The following is a 19,077-nucleotide window of genomic DNA, read 5'->3' as shown; positions in this document are numbered from 1 at the left end:
GATTCGCCTGATGCCCACGACGTTTCAAGAGATTCCCCGCAAACGCCCGTCTACGCCCCTGCTCGACCGTGCTGCCACGCCGGACGGCCTGCGTCGACTGGGTGAAGCCGAGCTGGAAACCCTGGCCGATGAGCTGCGCCTGGAATTGCTCTACACGGTCGGACAGACCGGTGGGCATTTTGGCGCCGGGCTGGGCGTGATCGAGCTGACCATCGCCTTGCATTACGTGTTCGACACCCCGGACGACCGGCTGGTGTGGGACGTGGGCCACCAGGCGTATCCGCATAAAATCCTCACCGGCCGTCGCGAGCGCATGGCCAGCCTGCGTCAGAAGGACGGCCTGGCCGCCTTCCCGCGCCGTGCCGAGAGCGAGTACGACACTTTTGGCGTCGGCCACTCCAGCACGTCCATCAGTGCAGCGCTGGGCATGGCGATTGCCGCCCGCCTGCAAGGCAGTGAGCGCAAGGCGATTGCGGTGATTGGTGATGGCGCGCTGACCGCCGGCATGGCCTTCGAAGCGCTGAACCATGCGCCGGAAGTGGACGCCAACATGTTGGTGATCCTCAACGACAACGACATGTCGATTTCGCGCAACGTGGGTGGCCTGTCCAATTACCTGGCGAAGATCCTCTCCAGCCGTACCTACGCCAGCATGCGCGAAGGCAGCAAGAAAGTGCTGTCGCGCCTGCCTGGCGCGTGGGAAATCGCGCGTCGCACCGAAGAATATGCCAAGGGCATGCTGGTACCCGGCACCCTGTTCGAAGAGCTGGGCTGGAACTATATCGGCCCTATCGACGGCCACGACCTGCCCACCCTGATCGCCACGTTGCGCAACATGCGCGACCTCAAGGGCCCGCAATTCCTGCATATTGTCACCAAAAAAGGCAAAGGTTTCGCTCCGGCGGAAGTCGACCCGATTGGTTACCACGCGATCACCAAGCTCGAACCCCTCGATGCCCCCGCCGCCGCACCGAAAAAAGCCAGCGGGCCGAAGTATTCCGGGGTGTTTGGCGAATGGCTGTGCGACATGGCCGCCGCCGACCCGCGCTTGGTGGGTGTTACCCCGGCGATGAAGGAAGGCTCCGATCTGGTGGCGTTCAGCGAGCGTTTCCCGCTACGTTACTTCGACGTGGCGATTGCCGAACAACACGCCGTGACCTTCGCGGCCGGCATGGCCTGCGAAGGCGCCAAGCCAGTGGTGGCGATCTATTCCACCTTCCTGCAACGCGGTTATGACCAGCTGGTTCACGATGTGGCGGTGCAGAACCTCGATGTGCTGTTCGCCATTGATCGCGCCGGCCTGGTAGGCGAAGACGGTCCGACCCATGCCGGCAGTTTCGATCTCTCGTACCTGCGCTGCATCCCCGGCATGCTGGTGATGACTCCGAGCGACGAGAACGAACTGCGCAAGATGCTCAGCACCGGCCACCTGTACAACGGCCCGGCCGCCGTGCGCTACCCGCGCGGCACAGGCCCGAATGCCGTGATCGAGAAAGACCTGGAGCCGATTGAAATCGGTAAAGGCATCGTGCGTCGCCAAGGCAGCAAGACTGCATTCCTGGTGTTTGGCGTACAACTGGCCGAAGCCTTGAGAGTCGCTGAGAAGATCGACGCCACCGTGGTCGACATGCGGTTCGTCAAGCCACTGGATGACGCGTTGGTGCGCGAGATCGCCGCTGGCCATGAGCTGCTGGTGACCGTCGAAGAGAACGCCATCATGGGCGGCGCCGGTGCGGCGGTCAGCGAGTTCCTGGCGCGGGAGAATATCCTCAAGTCGGTGCTGCACCTGGGCTTGCCGGATGTATACGTCGAGCACGCCAAGCCGGCGCAGATGCTGGCTGAATGCGGGTTGGATGAGGCGGGTATCGAGGCGTCCGTTCGCGAGCGCCTGGCGCTACTGAATCTGTAATCTGCCCCAAATGTGGGAGCTGGCTTGCCTGCTCCCACAGTGGTTTTGCATGACCTTCGAATGCTATGGACAGCCCATGAAACGCCTGTGCCTTGCCCTGCTGCTGCTACCCTGCGCTGACCTGCTCGCCGACACCCGCGACCAGGCCCTGAAGCTCTCCGACGTGGTCATCAGCGCCAACCGCCAAGTCCAGGCGCGTAATGACAGCAGCGCCGCCAACACCGTATTCACCCGCGCCGACATCGACCGCCTTCAGCCCACCAGCGTCACCGACCTGCTCAGCCGCGTGCCGGGCGTGCAAGTTGCGCCAACCGGTGGGCGTGGCAGTTTGCCGGGGATTTTCATTCGCGGCACCAAGTCGGCGCAGAGCCTGGTGCTGGTGGACGGCCAACGCATCGCCAACACCACCTCCGGCGACAGCGGCTTGCAATACCTCAACGTCGATCAGATTGAACGGGTGGAAGTGCTGCGCGGTTCACGTTCGGTGATTTACGGCAGCGATGCGATTGGCGGGGTGATTCAGGTGTTTACCCGGCGCAATGCCGAGCAAGGCTTGCAGCCGCGCTTGAAACTGGGCTTTGGCAGCAACCAGACCTGGGAGCGCAGCCTGGGCCTGTCGGGCGGCGATGAACACACGCGCTTCAACCTGGGAGCGAGCCTGGATGAAACCGCCGGTATCAACGCGAGCCACACGTCGTTTCCCAGTGACGGCGACCATGATGCCTACCGCAACCAGTCCATCAGCCTGAACCTCAGCCATTCGTTCAGCGATGAGCTGGAGGCGGGCTTCAACCTGTTGGATAACCGTGGCAAGTCGGAGTACGACAACAGTTATGGCCGCTACGACGGCGCCACCGGGCAGAGCCTGGGCCAGAAACCCTACACCGACTACACCGTGAGCAGCGCCAGCGGCTATGTCGATGCCAAGCTCAATGACAGCTGGCAGTCGCGCCTGGAGCTGGGCCACAGTGAAAACCGCGACACCAAGCGCGATACCCTCAGCGATGATTACAGTGCATTCAACACCTACCGCGACTCGGTCAATTGGCAGAACGACCTGACCCTGGATGAGCAAAACAGCCTGATCGTGGGCGGCGACTGGTACGAAGACCGTTTCCACGGTTCTACCACCTTTACCGAGAACAGCCGCTGGAACCGGGCAGCTTTCGTGCAGCATCGCTTCCATAGCCAGTGGTTTTCCACCGAGCTGGGCCTGCGCCGCGACCAGAACCAGCAGTTCGGCGGCCAGAACAGTTGGAGCGGCACCCTGACCTTACCGGTCAACCCTGACAATGACCTGCTCTTGAGCTACAGCGAAGGCTTTCGCGCGCCGACCTTCAACGACCTCTATTACCCCGACACCCAGTACAGCAACCCCAACCTGCAGCCCGAGACATCAAAGAGCTACGAGCTGCAATGGCGCAGCCAACTGAGCGACAGCACGCGCCTGGAAGCCTCGCTGTATCGCACCGACCTGAGCGACGCGATTATCCTTGACGCTGGCAAGCCGCAAAACGTAGCGTCGGCGCGGATCAACGGCTTTGAAGCGGCGCTCAAGCAGGAACTGTTTGGCTGGCAGGGCAACCTGGGCCTTTCGCTTATCGACCCGCGTGACCGTGACAGCGGCCACACCCTGGCACGTCGCGCCCGGCGAACGGTGAACCTGGATCTGGACCGGCAATTTGATCAACTCGGTCTCGGCGCCAGCTGGCAAGCGATCAGCAACAGCTACGACGATGAAGCCAACCGCAACCGTCTGGGCGGTTATGCCTTGTTGGGGCTGCGCAGTAGTTGGGCGTTGAACCGGGAGGTGTCGTTGTCGTTGAAGGTGGATAATGTGCTGGACAAGTCTTACGCACGGGCGAAGTACAGCTACCTCGGGGAAAGCCAGAATTATCGTGAAGAAGGTCGGGTGTGGGTGGTTGGGGTGACATGGACACCTGAGTTCTGAGGGGCCTGCACCGATGTCATCGCAGGCAAGCCAGCTCCCACAATTGAAATGCATTCCCCTGTGGGAGCTGGCTTGCCTGCGATAGCGGTTTCAAAGGTTAGGTGATAAAACCTGACACAACCGCCCCACCGCCTCCAGCATCTGCCCGCTGGGCCGTTCCAGGCCCTTGTCCGGCACCAACCGCACCCGAGCAGCCATCGCCGGCCACGCCTTCCAGGCCTCCTTCTGAGCCTGATCCCCCACCAGGATCACCTCGGGGTCTCGCGCCAACACCGATTCGATATTCACCTGCGGCGCCGGCAACTTCAGGTCATCAAACACATTGCGCGCCCCGCACACGCTGAGGGCGTCGCTGATGATCTGCCCACCGCCCACGGTGTACAGCGGCTGGTTCCACACTTGGTAAAACACCCGCAGCGGCTCGGCCCGCTGGTAGCGCTGGCGCAACTCGGCCAAGCGCTGGCGCAGTTGTACCGCGAACTGGCGCCCTGCCTCAGCGCGGCCCAATTGCTCGGCAATGGCCTGCACCTGGGCGGTCAGTTGTTCAAGGCTGTGGGGTTCGGCGACGTACACCGGGATATTCAACCGCTGGAGCTGCTCGCGCTGGGCCGGGCCGACGCTGCCAGGCCACAGCAGGATCAAGTCGGGCTTGAGGCTGAGCAGGCGCTCCATGTCCAACTGGCCGTAGTGCCCGACCGAGGGCACCTTCGCCAACGCCGCCGGGCGGTCACCACCGTCAAGCACGCCGATCAGCAAGTCCTCGGCACCCAGTTCAAGCACGATTTCAGACAGTGAAGGCGCCAGGCTGACGACGCGTTCGACCGCCAACGCCTGGGCACTGAATACCAGCAGCAGCGCCAGCCAATAGCGCTTCATCCTAACTGGCGCGGTATGCGATAGAGGTAGAACAGCACCAGCGTCGACAGCGCCAACAGAAACAGCGGCACCGCCTCCAGGCCGACGAATACCGCCAGCGCACCGATCCAGGCCGGTAACGCTGCAACCAGCAAGGCCGTGCGCCGACGCGCCGCCAGGGTGATCCAGGCCGCGGGTTCGTCAGCAGTATCAAGGGCTTTGGAGGTGGCGATCAGCGCGTGCTTGTAGGCATGAAAATAACGCAGGCTGAGAAACATCGATGCCACGCCGGCGATGAAGAACGGCATGGCCAATACGGGCAACAAGGATTCAGCACGGCCAAACAGCAGGTTGATCACGAACAAGGGCAGCAACGCCAGGGCCAGGTACTGCCACCAGTTGAAGGACAGTCGCCGTTTCACCTGGCCACGGGTCACGCGCGGTCGACCTCGCCCTGGTGCTCGTTGCCCATCATGTGGTCGAGCTTGCTGGCTTTGGTGGCCAGGTAGAGTTTGTTGTGCGGGTTATGCCCGGTGTGCAGTGGTACGCGCTCGGCCACGGTGATGCCCATCTCGGTCAAGGCTTTGACCTTGCGGGGGTTGTTGGTCATCAGGCGCAGGGATTTGACCCCCAGGTGCTCGAGCATCGGCAGGCAGATGGCGTAGTCGCGCTGGTCGGCAGCAAAGCCCAGGCGCTCGTTGGCCTCGACGGTGTCGGCGCCGCCGTCTTGCAGCTCGTAGGCACGAATCTTGTTCAACAGGCCAATGCCCCGGCCTTCCTGGCGCAAGTACAGCAACACGCCACGCCCTTCACGGGCGATGGCTTGCAGTGCGGCCTCCAGTTGCGAGCCGCAGTCACAGCGCTGGCTGAACAGCGCATCGCCGGTCAGGCACTCGGAATGCACACGCCCCAGCACCGGCGCGCCATCGGCGATGTCGCCGAGGCTGAGCACAACGTGCTCGCGCCCGGTGGCTTCTTCAAGAAAGCCGTGCATGGTGAACGTGGCAAAAGGGGTAGGCAGCTTGGAAGCGGCGACGAAAACGACGGGCACCGTGTGCTCCTGATTTCAGATTTCACAGAGGCGGGCATTGTAACAGCACGTTCCTACAGACGCTTAAGCTGAATTATCGCTGATAAAGATCAATAGGTTCGATTGGCCTTTGAGTCAGTTCTATGGGCGTCAGAACGGATACGGCTGTTTCCAGCGATCGAAAATTGCTTTCAACTCACCGGTCTGGACCAGGATGCCCAAACGCTGGTCATACACGGCCATCAATGCCCTGCCGCGCTCGGTGTCGGCAAAGCCTATGTAGAGCGGCAGTTCAGCGATATGGGTGAGTTTGAACAGCGCCGGGTCCTGCGCCTGGCTGAGCACGTATTTGGCTTCGGTGAGGGCGTCGATATAAAAATCGGCACGGCCGTGTTGCAGCATCGGCAGAATGCCGCTGCGCCGCTCGATCTGGTTGAAGCGCTGCACGTTGGGCAGATACCCCTCGTATTTATAGCCACGCACCCAGGCCAGGCGGTAGTTGCCCAGGGTCGCCAATGTCGGCGTGGGTAAAGTTGCCAGCCCGAGAGCGTAGACATGATCGGCGTCGAAGTTCCAGTGCGGGTACAGCACTGCGCTGGCCTCATCGCGATAGGTGCCGACACAACCATCTACCTCACCACGCTGGGCCAGGCCGACCGATCGGGTGTAGGGCACGCTGCGGGTTTGCAAGGTAATGCCTGCTGGCTCGAAGACGTGGCGCAACAGGTCCCAGGCCAGGCCGCTACCATCTTTGTTGGTGTAGTCGTTCCATTCCTCACTGGCCAGCACGATTTTACCGGGCACGGGAGTGTCCGCCTGGGCCAGGGAAACGAAGGAACACAGCACGATCAGCAGCCAGCGGCATGCAGCCATAGTCACGGCCTCTTACTCGGGATAATCGTCTAAAGGGTAGCGCAGACCGCCGGCTCAGGGCGTCTGGCGAAAATGCTGGTAGCCGCGCACAGCCGGGGTGATGTCCTGGCCGTCGCCGTCGAGCAGCGTCACGCCCTGCCCCGTTTCGACCCGACCGACCACATGCACCGGCCAGCCATCGGCCTGCAACGGCGCCAACTCGGACGGTGGCAAGGTGAACGCCAACACATAGTCGTCGCCCCCGCTCAACGCCGCCACTTGAGCCTGGTCTTCACCGACAAACGCCAGCAAGGCCTCGGACAACGGCAACCGCTGGCGCTCAACCACCAGGCGCATCGCTGACGCCTTGGCGATATGCCCACAGTCGGCCAACAGCCCATCGGAGATATCCATCGCCGCTGTCGCCTTGCCCCGCAGCGCAAGCCCCAGGGCCAGCTGCGGTTGCGGCGACCAGTAATGCGCCAGCAGCGGCTCGGCGATTGCTGCGTCAGCCGTGCGTTGCCCCAATACCAGCGGCAAGGCGCCAGCTGCATTGCCTAACTCGCCGCCCACACACAGCATATCACCCGGCTGTGCACCGCTGCGCGTCAAGGCCTGGCCAGCCGGCACACGGCCGAACACGGTCAGGGTCAGGCTCAGCGGCCCACGGGTGGTATCGCCGCCCACCAAGCCTACGCCGCAGCTTTGCGCCATGGCGTTCAAGCCTTGGGCATAGCGTTGCAGCCAATCGGCTTCGACGCTCGGCGTGGTCAGGGCAAGGGTAAAGGCGAGGGGGTGGGCGCCCATGGCGGCCAGGTCGCTCACCGCCACGGCCAGCGAGCGCTGGCCGAGCAGGAACGGGTCACAGGGGTCGGCAAAATGCACGCCAGCCACCAGCGTATCGGTAGAGACTGCCAATTGCTCCCCGGCGGGAAGCGCCAGCAACGCGCAGTCGTCGCCGATCCCCAGGGCAATGCCTTCGCCGCCTTGCGCACAAGGCGCGGCGGCGAAGTATGTGCGGATCAGCTCAAACTCACCCATTGAGGAATCAAGCGCAGATTAGCGCTTGTGTTCCTTCACTTCGGCTTCACGCAGGCGCGGGGCCAGCTTGTCGAGCACGCCGTTGACGAACTTGTGGCCATCGGTCGAACCGTAGACTTTCGCCAGTTCGATGCCTTCGTTGATCACGACGCGGTACGGCACGTCGACGCGCTTGAGCAGCTCCCAGGTGGACAGGCGCATCACGCACAGCTCAACCGGGTCGAGCTCTTCGATGGTCAGGTCCAGGCATGGCGCCAGGGCTGTGTCGATCTCGGTCAGGTTGGCATGCACGCCGTGCAGGATGTCGTGGAAGTAGCTCTGGTCGGCGAAGGTGAAATCGTTATCGACGCGAAACTGTGCCTCGATTTCGTTCAGCGAAGCGCCCGCCAGGTGACGCTGGTACAGCGCCTGGGTCGCGAGTTGACGCGCCTTGCGGCGCTTCTCGCTCTTGGACGGTTTGCCGGCATCGGCAGGACGCGGGTCCTGAGGGTTGAACTGATCGCTTTCGTCGGAAATCACTTGGCCTCCAACTGCGACAGCAGGCTGACCATTTCCAGGGCGGACAAGGCAGCTTCAGCGCCTTTGTTACCGGCCTTGGTGCCGGAACGCTCGATGGCTTGCTCGATGGAATCCACGGTCAGTACGCCGAAAGCGACTGGCACGCCGAACTCCATGGACACCTGGGCCAGGCCCTTGGTGCATTCGCCGGCTACGTATTCGAAGTGCGGGGTGCCGCCACGAATGACCGCGCCCAGGGCGATGATCGCCGCGTATTCACCCTGCTGAGCAACTTTTTGCGCAACCAGTGGAATTTCGAAGGCGCCAGGGGCACGGATAAGGGTGATATCGCTTTCGCTCACACCGTGGCGAACCAGGGCGTCAACCGCACCGCTTACCAGGCTTTCAACCACGAAGCTGTTGAAGCGGCCAACCACCAGGGCATAGCGGCCTTTGGGGGCGATGAAGGTACCTTCGATGGTCTTCAGGGTCATTCGACAAATCTCTTAAAGAGCCGGGACGCGAAAAGTGCGTCCCTCAGTGATGATTTAACCGCGAACAAGGGGCAAAAATCGCCGGCCTTTATTCGGAGGGCACGTATTCTACAACTTCCAGGTCGAATCCGGATATCGCATTAAATTTCATCGGTGCGCTCATCAGGCGCATTTTGCGCACGCCCAGGTCGCGCAGGATCTGCGAACCGGCACCGACGATGCTGTAGGTGGTCGGTTTTTTCACCGGCACGGCGTCGGCGGTTTCGCGGATGTGCGCCAGCAACACGTCACCATCCAGCGGGTGACCGAGCAACAGCACCACACCGCTGCCGGCCTCGGAAACCGCAGCCATGGCGGCGCGCAGGCTCCAGCGGCCCGGCTGCTTGACCATCAACAGGTCACGCAGTGGATCCATGTTGTGCACGCGTACCAGGGTCGGTTCTTCGGCGCAAATGTTGCCCAGGGTCAGGGCCATGTGCACGTCGCCTTCCACTGAATCACGGTAGGTCACCAAATTGAATTGGCCCAGTTCGCTGTCCAGTGGCTGCTCGGCAATCCGCTGAACGGTACGTTCGTGGATCATCCGGTAGTGAATCAGGTCGGCGATGGTGCCGATCTTGAGGTTGTGCTCTGCGGCAAAGGCTTCGAGCTCAGTACGACGGGCCATGGTGCCATCGTCGTTCATCACTTCGCAGATCACCCCGCTTGGCTCGAAACCGGCCATGCGCGCCAGGTCGCACGCGGCTTCGGTGTGGCCGGCACGGGCCAGGGTACCGCCCGGTTGGGCCATCAGCGGGAAGATGTGGCCGGGGCTGACGATGTCTTCAGCCTTGGCGTCTTTCGCCGCCGCAGCTTGCACGGTGCGGGCGCGGTCAGCGGCGGAAATGCCGGTGGTGACGCCGCTGGTGGCTTCAATGGATACGGTGAACTTGGTGCCGAAACCCGAGCCATTGCGCGGCGCCATCAAGGGCAGCTTGAGCAATTCGCAGCGTTCGCGGCTCATGGGCATGCAGATCAGCCCACGGGCGTGCTTGGCCATGAAGTTGATGTGCTCGGGCTTGCACGCTTCGGCGGCCATGATGATATCGCCTTCGTTCTCGCGATCTTCGTCATCCATAAGGATGACCATCTTGCCTTGGCGGATGTCTTCAACCAGTTCTTCGATGCTATTGAGCGCCACGCGGCACCCCCTTGGTCAGGATTTCAGGTAGCCGTTAGCGGCCAGAAAACTTTCGGTGATGTTGCCTGATGCAGGCTCTGCGGCCTTTTCGCCCAACAACAGGCGCTCCAGGTAACGGGCAAGCAAGTCCACTTCCAGGTTCACCCGGCGACCCGGCTGGTACGAGGCCATGATGGTTTCGCTGAGGGTGTGGGGAATGATGGTCAGTTCAAATTCAGCGCCATTCACGGCGTTCACGGTCAGGCTGGTGCCATCGACGGTGATCGAGCCTTTGTGGGCGATGTACTTGGCCAGCTCTTTTGGCGCGCGGATACGGAATTCCACGGCGCGGGCGTTTTCGCTGCGGGCCACCACTTCGCCGACACCGTCGACATGACCGCTGACCAGGTGACCGCCCAGGCGGGTGGTGGGCGTCAGGGCTTTTTCCAGGTTGACCGGGCTGCCGGCCGCAAGATCGTTCATCGCGGTGCAGTCCAGGGTTTCCCGGCTGACATCGGCAGCAAAGCCGTTGCCCGGCAGCTCGATGACGGTCAGGCACACGCCGCTGACGGCGATGCTGTCGCCCAGCTTGACGTCGCCGAGGTCCAGCTTGCCGGTTTCAACCAGCAGGCGGACATCCCCGCCTTTGGGGGTCATTGCACGGATGCTGCCGATGGATTCGATAATGCCGGTGAACATTTCGTTCTCCTGAAAACGAGGGGGCTGACGCTCAAGCGCAGGCCGGGAATTATACGCTCACTGCTGGGACGGGGATGGCAGTGACTCGCCAGTCGTCGCCCACAGCGCGCATTTCGGTGATCTTGAGTTGGGGAGCATCGGCCAACTTATCAAGCGGCCAGTCCAGCAACGGGCGGGCAGCGGAGCCGAGGAACTTGCCGGCGATGAATATCACGTATTCATCCACCAGGCCTTGTTGGGCAAACGCGCCGGCCAGGCTTGGGCCGGCTTCCACCAACACATCGTTGACGCCACGGGCAGCCAGGGCGACCAATGCCGAGCGCAGGTCAACCTGGCCCTCCACACCTGGAACCACAAGGCACTCAGGGCCCCGGGGGAACTGGTTCTCCGGAGTCACGCAGGTGATGACCAATGCCGGGCCGGCCTTGAAGAACGGTGCGTTGAGCGGCACCCGCAGGCGGCCATCGATCAGCACACGCAACGGCGGGCGCGACATGGCCAGGGCGGTGGTTGCGTCGTCCAGGCCCAGTTCGGCGGCGCGTACGGTCAAGCGGGCACCGTCGGCCAGTACCGTGTCGGCACCGGTCAGCACCACGCTGGCCTCGGCACGCAAGCGTTGCACCGCAGCACGGGCGGCGGGGCCGGTGATCCATTGGCTTTCGCCGCTGGCCATCGCCGTGCGGCCGTCCAGGCTCATCGCCAGCTTGACCCGCACAAACGGCAGACCGTGCTCCATGCGCTTGAGGAAGCCGGGGTTAAGCGCCCGCGCTTCGGTTTCCAGCACACCGCTGCGCACCTCGATACCCGCCTGGGCCAGGCGCTGCATACCTCGGCCAGCCACTTCGGGGTTCGGGTCCTGCATGCCCGCCACCACCCGGGCGACACCGGCTGTCACCAGCGCATCGGCACAGGGCGGCGTACGGCCATGATGGCTGCACGGTTCAAGGGTCACGTATACCGTCGCGCCACGGGCCTTGTCGCCAGCGGCGCGCAGGGCATTGGGCTCGGCATGGGGCTCGCCGGTGCGCTCATGCCAGCCTTCGCCGACAATCTGCCCGTCACGCACTATCACGCAGCCAACCCGCGGGTTGGGGTGGGTGGTGTACAGGCCCTTGCGCGCCAATTCGAGGGCGCGGGCCATGTAGTGGGCGTCGAGCACAGCCTGTTCAGATGTCATTGTTTGGAGGGCTCACGGGCCAGGCGGTCGATCTCTTCGCGGAACTCATTGAGGTCCTGGAAGCGTCGATACACCGAGGCAAAACGGATATAGGCGACTTCGTCGAGCTTTTGCAGCTCGCCCATCACCAACTCGCCGACCACCAGGCTTTTGACCTCGCGCTCGCCGGTCGCCCGCAGCTTATGCTTGATATGCACCAGCGCCGCTTCGAGGCGCTCGACACTCACCGGGCGTTTTTCCAGGGCGCGCTGCATACCGGCGCGCAGTTTTTCTTCGTCGAAAGGCTGGCGGCTGCCGTCGGACTTGATCAGACGCGGCAACACCAGTTCGGCGGTTTCGAAGGTGGTGAAACGTTCACCACAGGCCAGGCATTCGCGCCGGCGACGCACTTGGTCGCCCTCGGCGACCAGACGCGAGTCGATGACCTTGGTGTCGTTGGCACCGCAGAAGGGACAGTGCATGGTTGGCAGGCAACAAAAAATGGGAGGGCCATGGTAGCGCATCCCTGTGGCAAGACAAGCCATAGCCTTTACGGTATATAGGCAGGCTTATATGTTTGATATTGTTTAAGTCACGGATTTTGTCCTTTCTGGAGCCGTACATGCAGTTACGACCACTCGTTCTACTCAGCCTGTTCAGTTTTCTGGTCGCCTGCAGCAGCGAAGCCCCCAAGCCGGCCGCGCCTCAACCGACACCCGCGCAAGAGAAGAAAGTCCCGGGCATTGAAGACCTCGGCCCCCTGCCCGCCTATCAGCGCGAAATCAGCGGCAGCCTGACCAACGTGCCCGCGGGTGCCGAAGTCGAGATGGCGCTCTTGGTGATCGACGACCGTTCGCGCCCGCAGCAACTGCTCGCCAGCAGCGTACTAAGCGGCAACGGCAAGCCTTTGGCCTTCCGCCTGCGCTTCAACCCTGAAGCTTTTCCGGCGGGTGCGCGCGTTGAATTGCGCGGTCGCGCCAGCCAGTCCGGCCAGTTGATCCTGCATCTACCCGCCGTGCGCGTCACCCAGGCGATCACCCAGAGCACCGGCCCCTTGCAACTCGTCAAGGCACCATGACACCACCGCTGCACCTGCAGCGTGCCTTGAGCGAACTGATCGGCGACGCGCAATTAGTGCCCTGCCCACTGCCGGGCACCGCATTGTCGCTGTGGCTGCTCGACGCCGACAACATGGACCGCGCCTTCAGCCAGGAAGAAACCCGGCGCATCCTGCATGAGCCGCCCTACTGGAGCTTTTGCTGGGCCAGCGGCCTGGCATTGGCGCGTTACCTGGCAGCGCATCCCGAGTGGGTCGCCGGCAAACGCGTGCTGGATTTCGGCGCAGGTTCGGGAGTAGCCGGGATCGCCGCCGTCAAGGCTGGGGCCCTGGAGGTGGTGGCCTGCGACCTGGACCCACTGGCCTTGGCCGCTTGCCGTGCGAATGCCGAGCTCAACCAGGTGTCACTGAGTTATTCGGCAGACTTTTTTGCCGAAGCCGACCGCTTCGACCTGATCCTGGTGGCCGACGTGCTCTACGACCGCGCCAACCTGCCGTTGCTGGATCAATTCCTGACCCGCGGCCGCGAAGCGCTGGTGGCGGATTCACGGGTACGGGACTTCCAGCATCCGGATTACCAGCGGTTGGAGATCCTCGAGGCCTTGACCCTGCCGGACCTGGCCGAGCCCTGGGAGTTTCGCAAGGTGAGCCTGTACCATTCGCGGCGCGCTTGAGGCCATCGCGGGCAAGCCCGCTCCCACAGGGGAATGCATTTCAAGGTGGGAGCTACCAGGATGCTTTCAGCCAACCTCGCCAGCCCTTATAGTTGCCCCCATTCCTGCTTTATTCGAGACGCCCCATGAGTGAGCCCACGCCGTACATCTTCGACGTCACCACCGCCAACTTCGACCAGGCCGTTATCCAGAACTCCTTCGAAAAGCCCGTATTGGTCGATTTCTGGGCCGAGTGGTGCGCACCCTGCAAAGCACTGATGCCAATGCTGGCGAAGATTGCCGAGAGTTATCAGGGTGAGTTGCTGCTGGCCAAGATCGACTGCGAAGCCGAACAGGACATCGTGGCGCGTTTTGGCATTCAAAGCCTGCCGACGGTGGTGCTGTTCAAGGATGGTCAACCGGTGGACGGTTTTGCCGGTGCACAGCCGGAGTCGGCAGTGCGGGCGATGCTGGAGCCCCATGTGCAAATGCCACCGCCGGCTGCGGCGGACCCGTTGGAGCAGGCTCAGGCGCTGTTCAGCGAAGGCCGTATCAGCGAGGCCGAAGCGTTGCTGGTGCAATTATTGGGCGAGGACAATACCAACGCCGCCGCTCTGATCCTATATGCACGCTGCCTGGCCGAACGCGGTGAATTGGGTGAAGCCCAGGCCGTGCTCGACGCGGTCAAGAGCGACGACCACAAGGCCGCCCTGGCCGGGGCCAAGGCGCAAATCACCTTCCTGCGCCAGGCTGCGGATTTGCCGGACGCTGCCGAGCTGAAAAGCCGCCTGGCGCAAAACCCGCAGGATGACGAAGCGGCCTATCAGTTGGCGATCCAGCAACTGGCGCGCCAGCAATACGACGCGGCACTGGAAGGTTTGCTCAAGTTGTTTATCCGCAACCGCAGCTACAGCGAAGGCCTGCCCCACAAGACCTTGCTGCAGGTGTTCGAATTGCTGGGCAATGATCACCCGCTGGTCACGGTGTACCGCCGCAAGTTGTTTGCCGCGTTGTATTAATCACCGATCCAACTGTACAGCGGCGTATCCCCGCCGCTGCTCACCTTCACCTTGGCGCTGTGGCGCAGGCGCACCAACAGGCGCTTGCCCGCCCCGGCATCGCCAGCCAAGCCTTCGAGTTGGTCGAGCAATTCCAGGCCATTGAGTTGCCCGGCCTTGCGCAGCAAATCCTGGGCGTTCTGCCACAGGTCTTCGTTCTGTTTGACCGGCGCCGCAGCCGGTGCGCTGGGGGTTGGGGCGGCCTGCAGTTGGGCGCCCAATCGCGCCCAATCGCCGTCGTCAAGCTCCAAGGTCAAGTCCACCGGCAACTCACCGATGGTTCCACGAATTCGCAACATCGTCCTTACTCCTGCATTTTTCTGAGGGGCATGCTCCCATGCAGCTTGCGCAACACCAAGCGGGCGGTCAAACTCTCGGATCAATTGTTATAAGATCACATAACAAAACTTTCATCCTGGAGCCCTCTCATGCGCCGTTTGCTGCTTGCTTTGCCGTTTGCCCTGCTGCCACTGGCTGTCGCTCATGCTCACGAAGACCACGACCACGAGCACGGCAGCCTCGGCGCCCATGAACATGGGGTCGGGCGCCTGAATGCCGTATTGGACGGCCAGGCCTTGGAGCTGGAACTGGACAGCCCGGCCATGAACCTGGTGGGTTTCGAACATGCCGCCACCAGCGCCGCCGACAAAGCCAAGGTCGCCGCCGTGCGCAAGCAGCTGGAAAATCCATCGGCACTGTTCAAACTGCCCAAGGCCGCAGGTTGCGTGGTCAGCAGCCAGGAACTCAACAGCCCGTTGTTCGGTGACAAACCAGAAGCTGAGCATGACGACGATGACCACGCCACCGACGGCAAAGGCGCAGCCGCCCACAAGCATGATCACGACCACAGTGAAATTCACGCCCATTACCAGTTCACCTGCGCCACGCCGGCGGCCCTGGGCAACCTGGACTTGAGCCAAGTGTTCAAGACCTTCCCCGCCACGCAGAAAATTCAGGTACAACTGATCGGCCCGAGCGGTCAGCAAGGTGTTGAAGCGACGGCCACCGCCGCCACCCTGAAGTTCTGACTTGAAAGCACAGTCCCTGTGGGGGCTGGCTTGCCTGCGATACAGGCGATGCGGTGCAACAGGCACACCGTAGCGATGCCATCGCAGGCAAGCCAGCTCCCACAGTGGATCGGCGCCATTTTCGACTACCAGGCGACACTGACTTCCCATGACTCAAGCGTTAATCGAACTGTCCGACCTGGGCTTCAACTGGCCCGGACACCCGCAGTTGCTGGACATTCCCGCGTTCCGCCTGGAACCCGGGGAAACCCTGTTCCTCAAGGGCCCGAGCGGCAGTGGCAAGACCACTCTGCTTGGGCTGTTGGGAGGCGTGCAGAAGCCCAGCCAGGGCAGCATCCGCCTGCTCGGCCAGGAGTTGACCGAACTCTCGGCCGGTGCTCGTGACCGTTTCCGTGTGGACCACACCGGCTATATCTTCCAGCAGTTCAACCTGCTGCCGTTTCTGTCGGTGCGCGAGAACGTCGAGCTGCCTTGCCACTTTTCCAAGCTGCGCGCGCAACGGGCCAAACAGCGCCACGGCAGTGTCGACCAGGCCGCCGCGACCTTGCTCGCACACTTGGGTTTGAAGGACCAGAGCCTGCTGGAACGCCGTGCCGATTCGCTGTCCATCGGCCAGCAACAACGGGTGGCCGCTGCCCGAGCGCTGATCGGACAACCGGAACTGGTGATTGCCGACGAACCCACTTCGGCCCTGGACTACGACGCCCGCGAAGCCTTCCTGCAGTTGCTGTTCGCAGAATGCCGCGAAGCGGGCGCCAGCCTGTTGTTTGTCAGCCATGACCAGAGCCTGGCCTCGCTGTTCGACCGCAACCTGTCGCTGGCCGAACTCAATCGCGCCGCCATGCCCGCAGAGGTTTGAGATGTATCTGTTCCGTCTAGCCATGGCCAGCCTGGCTAACCGCCGCTTTACCGCGATCCTCACCGCGTTTGCCATCGCGCTTTCCGTCTGCTTGCTGCTCGCGGTGGAGCGTGTGCGCGTCGAGGCGCGCAACAGTTTCGCCAGCACCATCAGCGGCACCGACTTGATCGTCGGCGCCCGTTCCGGCTCGGTCAACCTGCTGCTGTATTCGGTGTTCCGCATTGGCAACGCCACCAACAACATCCGTTGGGACAGCTACGAGCACTTCGCCGCCAACCCTCAAGTGAAATGGGCGATCCCGATCTCCCTCGGCGACTCCCATCGCGGCTACCGGGTGATGGGCACCAACGAATCCTACTTCGAGCACTACCAGTACGGGCGCAAGCAAAACCTCGAGCTGGCCAGCGGCCGCGCCTTCGCCACCGACCCGTTCGAGGTGGTGCTCGGCGCCGAAGTGGCCGACGCGCTGCATTACAAACTCGGCGACAAGCTGGTGCTGGCCCACGGCGTGGCGGTGGTCAGCCTGGTCAAGCATGACGACAAGCCGTTCACGGTGGTGGGCATTCTCAAGCGCACCGGCACGCCGGTGGACCGCACGCTGCATATCAGCCTCGGCGGCATGGAAGCGATCCATATCGACTGGCACAACGGTGTGCCGGCCCAGGGCAAAGGCCGCATCAGTGCTGACCAGGCGCGCAATATGGACCTGACGCCGCAGGCCATTACCGCGTTCATGCTCGGCCTGAACAACAAGATTTCCACCTTTGCCTTGCAACGAGAGATCAACGAATTCCGTGGCGAGCCAATGCTGGCGATCCTGCCCGGTGTCGCGCTGCAAGAACTCTGGAGCATGATGGGCACTGCCGAAAAAGCCTTGTTTGTGATCTCGCTGTTCGTAGTACTGACCGGTTTGATCGGCATGCTCACGGCGATCCTCACCAGCCTTAACGAGCGCCGCCGCGAGATGGCGATCCTGCGGTCGGTGGGCGCGCGGCCTTGGCACATCGCAACGCTGCTGATCTTCGAAGCCTTCGCTCTGGCCTTGTCCGGCGTAATGGCGGGCCTGGGGTTGCTGTACCTGTGCATCGCGGCCTCGCGGGGTTATTTGCAGGCAAACTACGGTCTGGACCTGCCGATGTCGTGGCCGAGCGAATATGAATGGACGTTGCTCGCCGGTATCCTGGCAGCCGCCCTGTTGATGGGCAGCGTGCCCGCGTGGCGCGCCTACCGCCAATCTTTGGCCGATGGCCTGTCCATCCGTTTATGAGGAAGGCTTCGATGCGTCGTGCCCTGTTTGCCCTGTTGTTGTTGATGGCCGTGCCTGCCTGGGCGCAGGAACAGCCCAAGGATCTGTCCTGGCAGGAGATGATCCCGCCGGATGCGCCACCGGAAGTGCCCAATATGAAGCCGCTGCACGACCTGTCGAACATGGCCGATGCCTTGTCTGTCGAAGCCGCGCCGGCGGCCAAGCAGGACATGCCTAATGCGCCAGTGGTACAGAGCCTGGACGGCCAGCACATTCGCCTGCCGGGGTATATCGTGCCCCTGGAAGTCAGCGAAGAAGGCCGCACCACGGAGTTTCTGCTGGTGCCGTATTTCGGCGCCTGTATCCATGTGCCGCCACCGCCGTCGAACCAGATCGTGCATGTGAAAAGCGAGGTGGGGGTGAAGCTCGATGAGCTGTATCAACCGTACTGGATCGAGGGCGCGATGCAGGTCAAGCCATCGTCCAGCGAATTGGCGGACGCGGGTTACCAGATGAACGCTCAGAAGATTTACATGTACGAGCTCGAGGAATAACCCCACACACCGCAGCTCCCACAGGTTTAGATCAGTGGCGAAAGTGACTGATCACCCTTTCATTGAGCTGAGTCAAAAGACCGAGCGGAACGATCTTTACCATTGGACGTACAACTTTTAAACGTCCTTTGGAGCTCCCATGAACAAGTCTCTGCTCGGCGCGTCCCTCTTCGCGCTCGCCCTCGTCGCCCCTGTCGCTCACGCTCACCAGGCGGGCGATATTCTGGTTCGCGCCGGTGCAATTACCGTGAACCCGAAGGCCGACAGCAGCAGCGTCAAGGTTGACCAGGGCCCATTGGCCGGCACCAATCTGGGCGGCAAGGCGACCATGAGCAGCGACACCCAACTGGGCTTGAACTTCGCCTACATGATCACCGACCACGTCGGCATCGAATTGCTCGCGGCCACGCCGTTCGAGCATGACGTGAAGATCAAGAACACCGCCCTGGGCGCCGCCAACGGCAAGCTCGGCACGCTGAAGCACCTGCCGCCGACCTTGAGCGTCGTGTACTACCCGCTGGACCACAAGTCCGCGTTCCAGCCGTATGTAGGCGCCGGTATCAACTACACCTGGATCTACGACGAGCACGTGGGCAGCCGCGCCGAACAGGCTGGTTTCAGCAACTTCAAGGCCGAAAACTCCTGGGGCTGGGCTGCACAGATCGGCGCCGACTACATGATCAACGACAAGTGGATGATCAACGCCCAGGCGCGCTACATCGACATCAGCACCAAAGCGACTGTGGATAACAACGCGCTGGGCCAGGGCACTCGGGCCAAGGTCAATGTGGATGTAGACCCGATGGTTTACATGGTGGGTATCGGTTACAAATTCTGAGTTCGGTTTAAGCCACACCGCATAACCCATGTGGGAGGGGGCTTATGTGGGAGCCGGGCTTGCCCGCGATGCAGACACCACGGTGTATCAGTGATACCCAGGTGATGCTATCGCAGGCAAGCCAGCTCCCACATAAGTCC

The 19,077-nt window shown here is 62.4% G+C and carries 22 protein-coding genes; 10 read left to right on the top strand and 12 right to left on the bottom strand.

The window, feature by feature from the left end; translation table 11 throughout:
* The first annotated feature begins 10 nt into the window (after window positions 1–10).
* Window positions 11–1,909, top strand: coding sequence for a 1-deoxy-D-xylulose-5-phosphate synthase (gene dxs / locus GIV35_RS10510; protein ID WP_200647569.1), 1,899 nt, complete (start codon window positions 11–13; stop codon window positions 1,907–1,909).
* A 76-nt stretch (window positions 1,910–1,985) separates the two neighbouring features.
* Window positions 1,986–3,860, top strand: a complete 1,875-nt coding sequence (locus GIV35_RS10505; protein WP_105228706.1) for a TonB-dependent receptor domain-containing protein — start codon at window positions 1,986–1,988, stop codon at window positions 3,858–3,860.
* Window positions 3,861–3,950: 90 nt separating this feature from the next.
* Here GIV35_RS10505 and GIV35_RS10500 read toward each other — a convergent pair whose 3' ends face one another.
* The 11 genes from GIV35_RS10500 to nrdR form a co-directional block, all read right to left on the bottom strand.
* A complete protein-coding gene (locus GIV35_RS10500) occupies window positions 3,951–4,736 on the bottom strand; it encodes a cobalamin-binding protein (protein WP_236264158.1) in 786 nt (261 codons plus the stop codon).
* Window positions 4,733–5,152: a hypothetical protein gene (locus GIV35_RS10495; protein ID WP_034126857.1), complete on the bottom strand. Its 420-nt coding sequence runs from the start codon at window positions 5,150–5,152 to the stop codon at window positions 4,733–4,735. Before GIV35_RS10495 ends, GIV35_RS10500 begins: the two co-directional genes overlap by 4 nt.
* Entirely contained in the window at window positions 5,149–5,766 is a 618-nt protein-coding gene (gene ribA, locus GIV35_RS10490) for a GTP cyclohydrolase II (RefSeq protein WP_057724861.1), read from the bottom strand. The genes GIV35_RS10495 and ribA overlap by 4 nt, the downstream gene beginning before the upstream one ends.
* Window positions 5,767–5,895: 129 nt before the next feature.
* Window positions 5,896–6,618: a substrate-binding periplasmic protein gene (locus GIV35_RS10485; protein ID WP_105228708.1), complete on the bottom strand. Its 723-nt coding sequence runs from the start codon at window positions 6,616–6,618 to the stop codon at window positions 5,896–5,898.
* A 54-nt stretch (window positions 6,619–6,672) separates the two neighbouring features.
* A complete protein-coding gene (thiL, locus tag GIV35_RS10480; protein ID WP_236264157.1) occupies window positions 6,673–7,638 on the bottom strand; it encodes a thiamine-phosphate kinase in 966 nt (321 codons plus the stop codon).
* 18 nt (window positions 7,639–7,656) lie between these two features.
* On the bottom strand, window positions 7,657–8,157 hold the full coding sequence (nusB, locus tag GIV35_RS10475; protein WP_014720126.1) for a transcription antitermination factor NusB: 501 nt from the start codon (window positions 8,155–8,157) through the stop codon (window positions 7,657–7,659).
* Complete coding sequence (gene ribH, locus GIV35_RS10470) at window positions 8,154–8,630, bottom strand: 6,7-dimethyl-8-ribityllumazine synthase (RefSeq protein ID WP_003194576.1); 477 nt, start codon at window positions 8,628–8,630, stop codon at window positions 8,154–8,156. The genes nusB and ribH overlap by 4 nt, the downstream gene beginning before the upstream one ends.
* Before the next feature lie 88 nt (window positions 8,631–8,718).
* Window positions 8,719–9,810 carry a bifunctional 3,4-dihydroxy-2-butanone-4-phosphate synthase/GTP cyclohydrolase II gene (gene ribBA / locus GIV35_RS10465; protein WP_236264156.1) on the bottom strand — a complete coding sequence of 364 codons (1,092 nt, stop codon included), beginning with the start codon at window positions 9,808–9,810 and terminating at the stop codon, window positions 8,719–8,721.
* A 15-nt stretch (window positions 9,811–9,825) separates the two neighbouring features.
* Window positions 9,826–10,488, bottom strand: coding sequence for a riboflavin synthase (locus GIV35_RS10460; RefSeq protein WP_014720128.1), 663 nt, complete (start codon window positions 10,486–10,488; stop codon window positions 9,826–9,828).
* A 49-nt stretch (window positions 10,489–10,537) separates the two neighbouring features.
* Window positions 10,538–11,665: a bifunctional diaminohydroxyphosphoribosylaminopyrimidine deaminase/5-amino-6-(5-phosphoribosylamino)uracil reductase RibD gene (ribD, locus tag GIV35_RS10455; RefSeq protein WP_019818853.1), complete on the bottom strand. Its 1,128-nt coding sequence runs from the start codon at window positions 11,663–11,665 to the stop codon at window positions 10,538–10,540.
* Window positions 11,662–12,126, bottom strand: coding sequence for a transcriptional regulator NrdR (nrdR, locus tag GIV35_RS10450; RefSeq protein ID WP_019818855.1), 465 nt, complete (start codon window positions 12,124–12,126; stop codon window positions 11,662–11,664). The genes ribD and nrdR overlap by 4 nt, the downstream gene beginning before the upstream one ends.
* Before the next feature lie 140 nt (window positions 12,127–12,266).
* Here nrdR and GIV35_RS10445 point away from each other — a divergent pair, with 140 nt between their 5' ends.
* From GIV35_RS10445 to trxA, 3 genes are all read left to right on the top strand, one after another.
* Complete coding sequence (locus tag GIV35_RS10445; protein ID WP_003194586.1) at window positions 12,267–12,722, top strand: YbaY family lipoprotein; 456 nt, start codon at window positions 12,267–12,269, stop codon at window positions 12,720–12,722.
* Entirely contained in the window at window positions 12,719–13,375 is a 657-nt protein-coding gene (locus GIV35_RS10440; RefSeq protein ID WP_236264154.1) for a class I SAM-dependent methyltransferase, read from the top strand. The genes GIV35_RS10445 and GIV35_RS10440 overlap by 4 nt, the downstream gene beginning before the upstream one ends.
* Window positions 13,376–13,500: 125 nt before the next feature.
* On the top strand, window positions 13,501–14,373 hold the full coding sequence (gene trxA, locus GIV35_RS10435; protein WP_019818859.1) for a thioredoxin: 873 nt from the start codon (window positions 13,501–13,503) through the stop codon (window positions 14,371–14,373).
* On the opposite strand, the gene GIV35_RS10430 is transcribed toward trxA, so the two are convergent.
* Window positions 14,370–14,711, bottom strand: coding sequence for a hypothetical protein (locus GIV35_RS10430; RefSeq protein ID WP_200647577.1), 342 nt, complete (start codon window positions 14,709–14,711; stop codon window positions 14,370–14,372). The genes trxA and GIV35_RS10430 overlap by 4 nt on opposite strands.
* Window positions 14,712–14,840: 129 nt before the next feature.
* On the opposite strand from GIV35_RS10430, the gene GIV35_RS10425 reads away from it, so the two are divergent.
* The 5 genes from GIV35_RS10425 (at window position 14,841) to GIV35_RS10405 (ending at window position 18,937) form a co-directional block, all read left to right on the top strand.
* On the top strand, window positions 14,841–15,440 hold the full coding sequence (locus GIV35_RS10425) for a DUF2796 domain-containing protein (RefSeq protein ID WP_236264152.1): 600 nt from the start codon (window positions 14,841–14,843) through the stop codon (window positions 15,438–15,440).
* A gap of 148 nt (window positions 15,441–15,588) precedes the next feature.
* Window positions 15,589–16,299, top strand: coding sequence for an ABC transporter ATP-binding protein (locus tag GIV35_RS10420; RefSeq protein ID WP_054896940.1), 711 nt, complete (start codon window positions 15,589–15,591; stop codon window positions 16,297–16,299).
* 1 nt (window position 16,300) lies between these two features.
* Complete coding sequence (locus GIV35_RS10415) at window positions 16,301–17,566, top strand: ABC transporter permease (protein WP_105228714.1); 1,266 nt, start codon at window positions 16,301–16,303, stop codon at window positions 17,564–17,566.
* 11 nt (window positions 17,567–17,577) lie between these two features.
* Entirely contained in the window at window positions 17,578–18,099 is a 522-nt protein-coding gene (locus GIV35_RS10410; protein WP_200647578.1) for a DUF3299 domain-containing protein, read from the top strand.
* 139 nt (window positions 18,100–18,238) lie between these two features.
* Entirely contained in the window at window positions 18,239–18,937 is a 699-nt protein-coding gene (locus tag GIV35_RS10405; RefSeq protein WP_014720136.1) for an OmpW/AlkL family protein, read from the top strand.
* Window positions 18,938–19,077: the final 140 nt, after the last annotated feature.

It is taken from the genome of Pseudomonas sp. PA-1-6B (assembly GCF_021609545.1).
GTDB lineage: Bacteria > Pseudomonadota > Gammaproteobacteria > Pseudomonadales > Pseudomonadaceae > Aquipseudomonas > Aquipseudomonas fluorescens_BV.
This window is presented reverse-complemented; position numbering and strand designations above follow the sequence as displayed.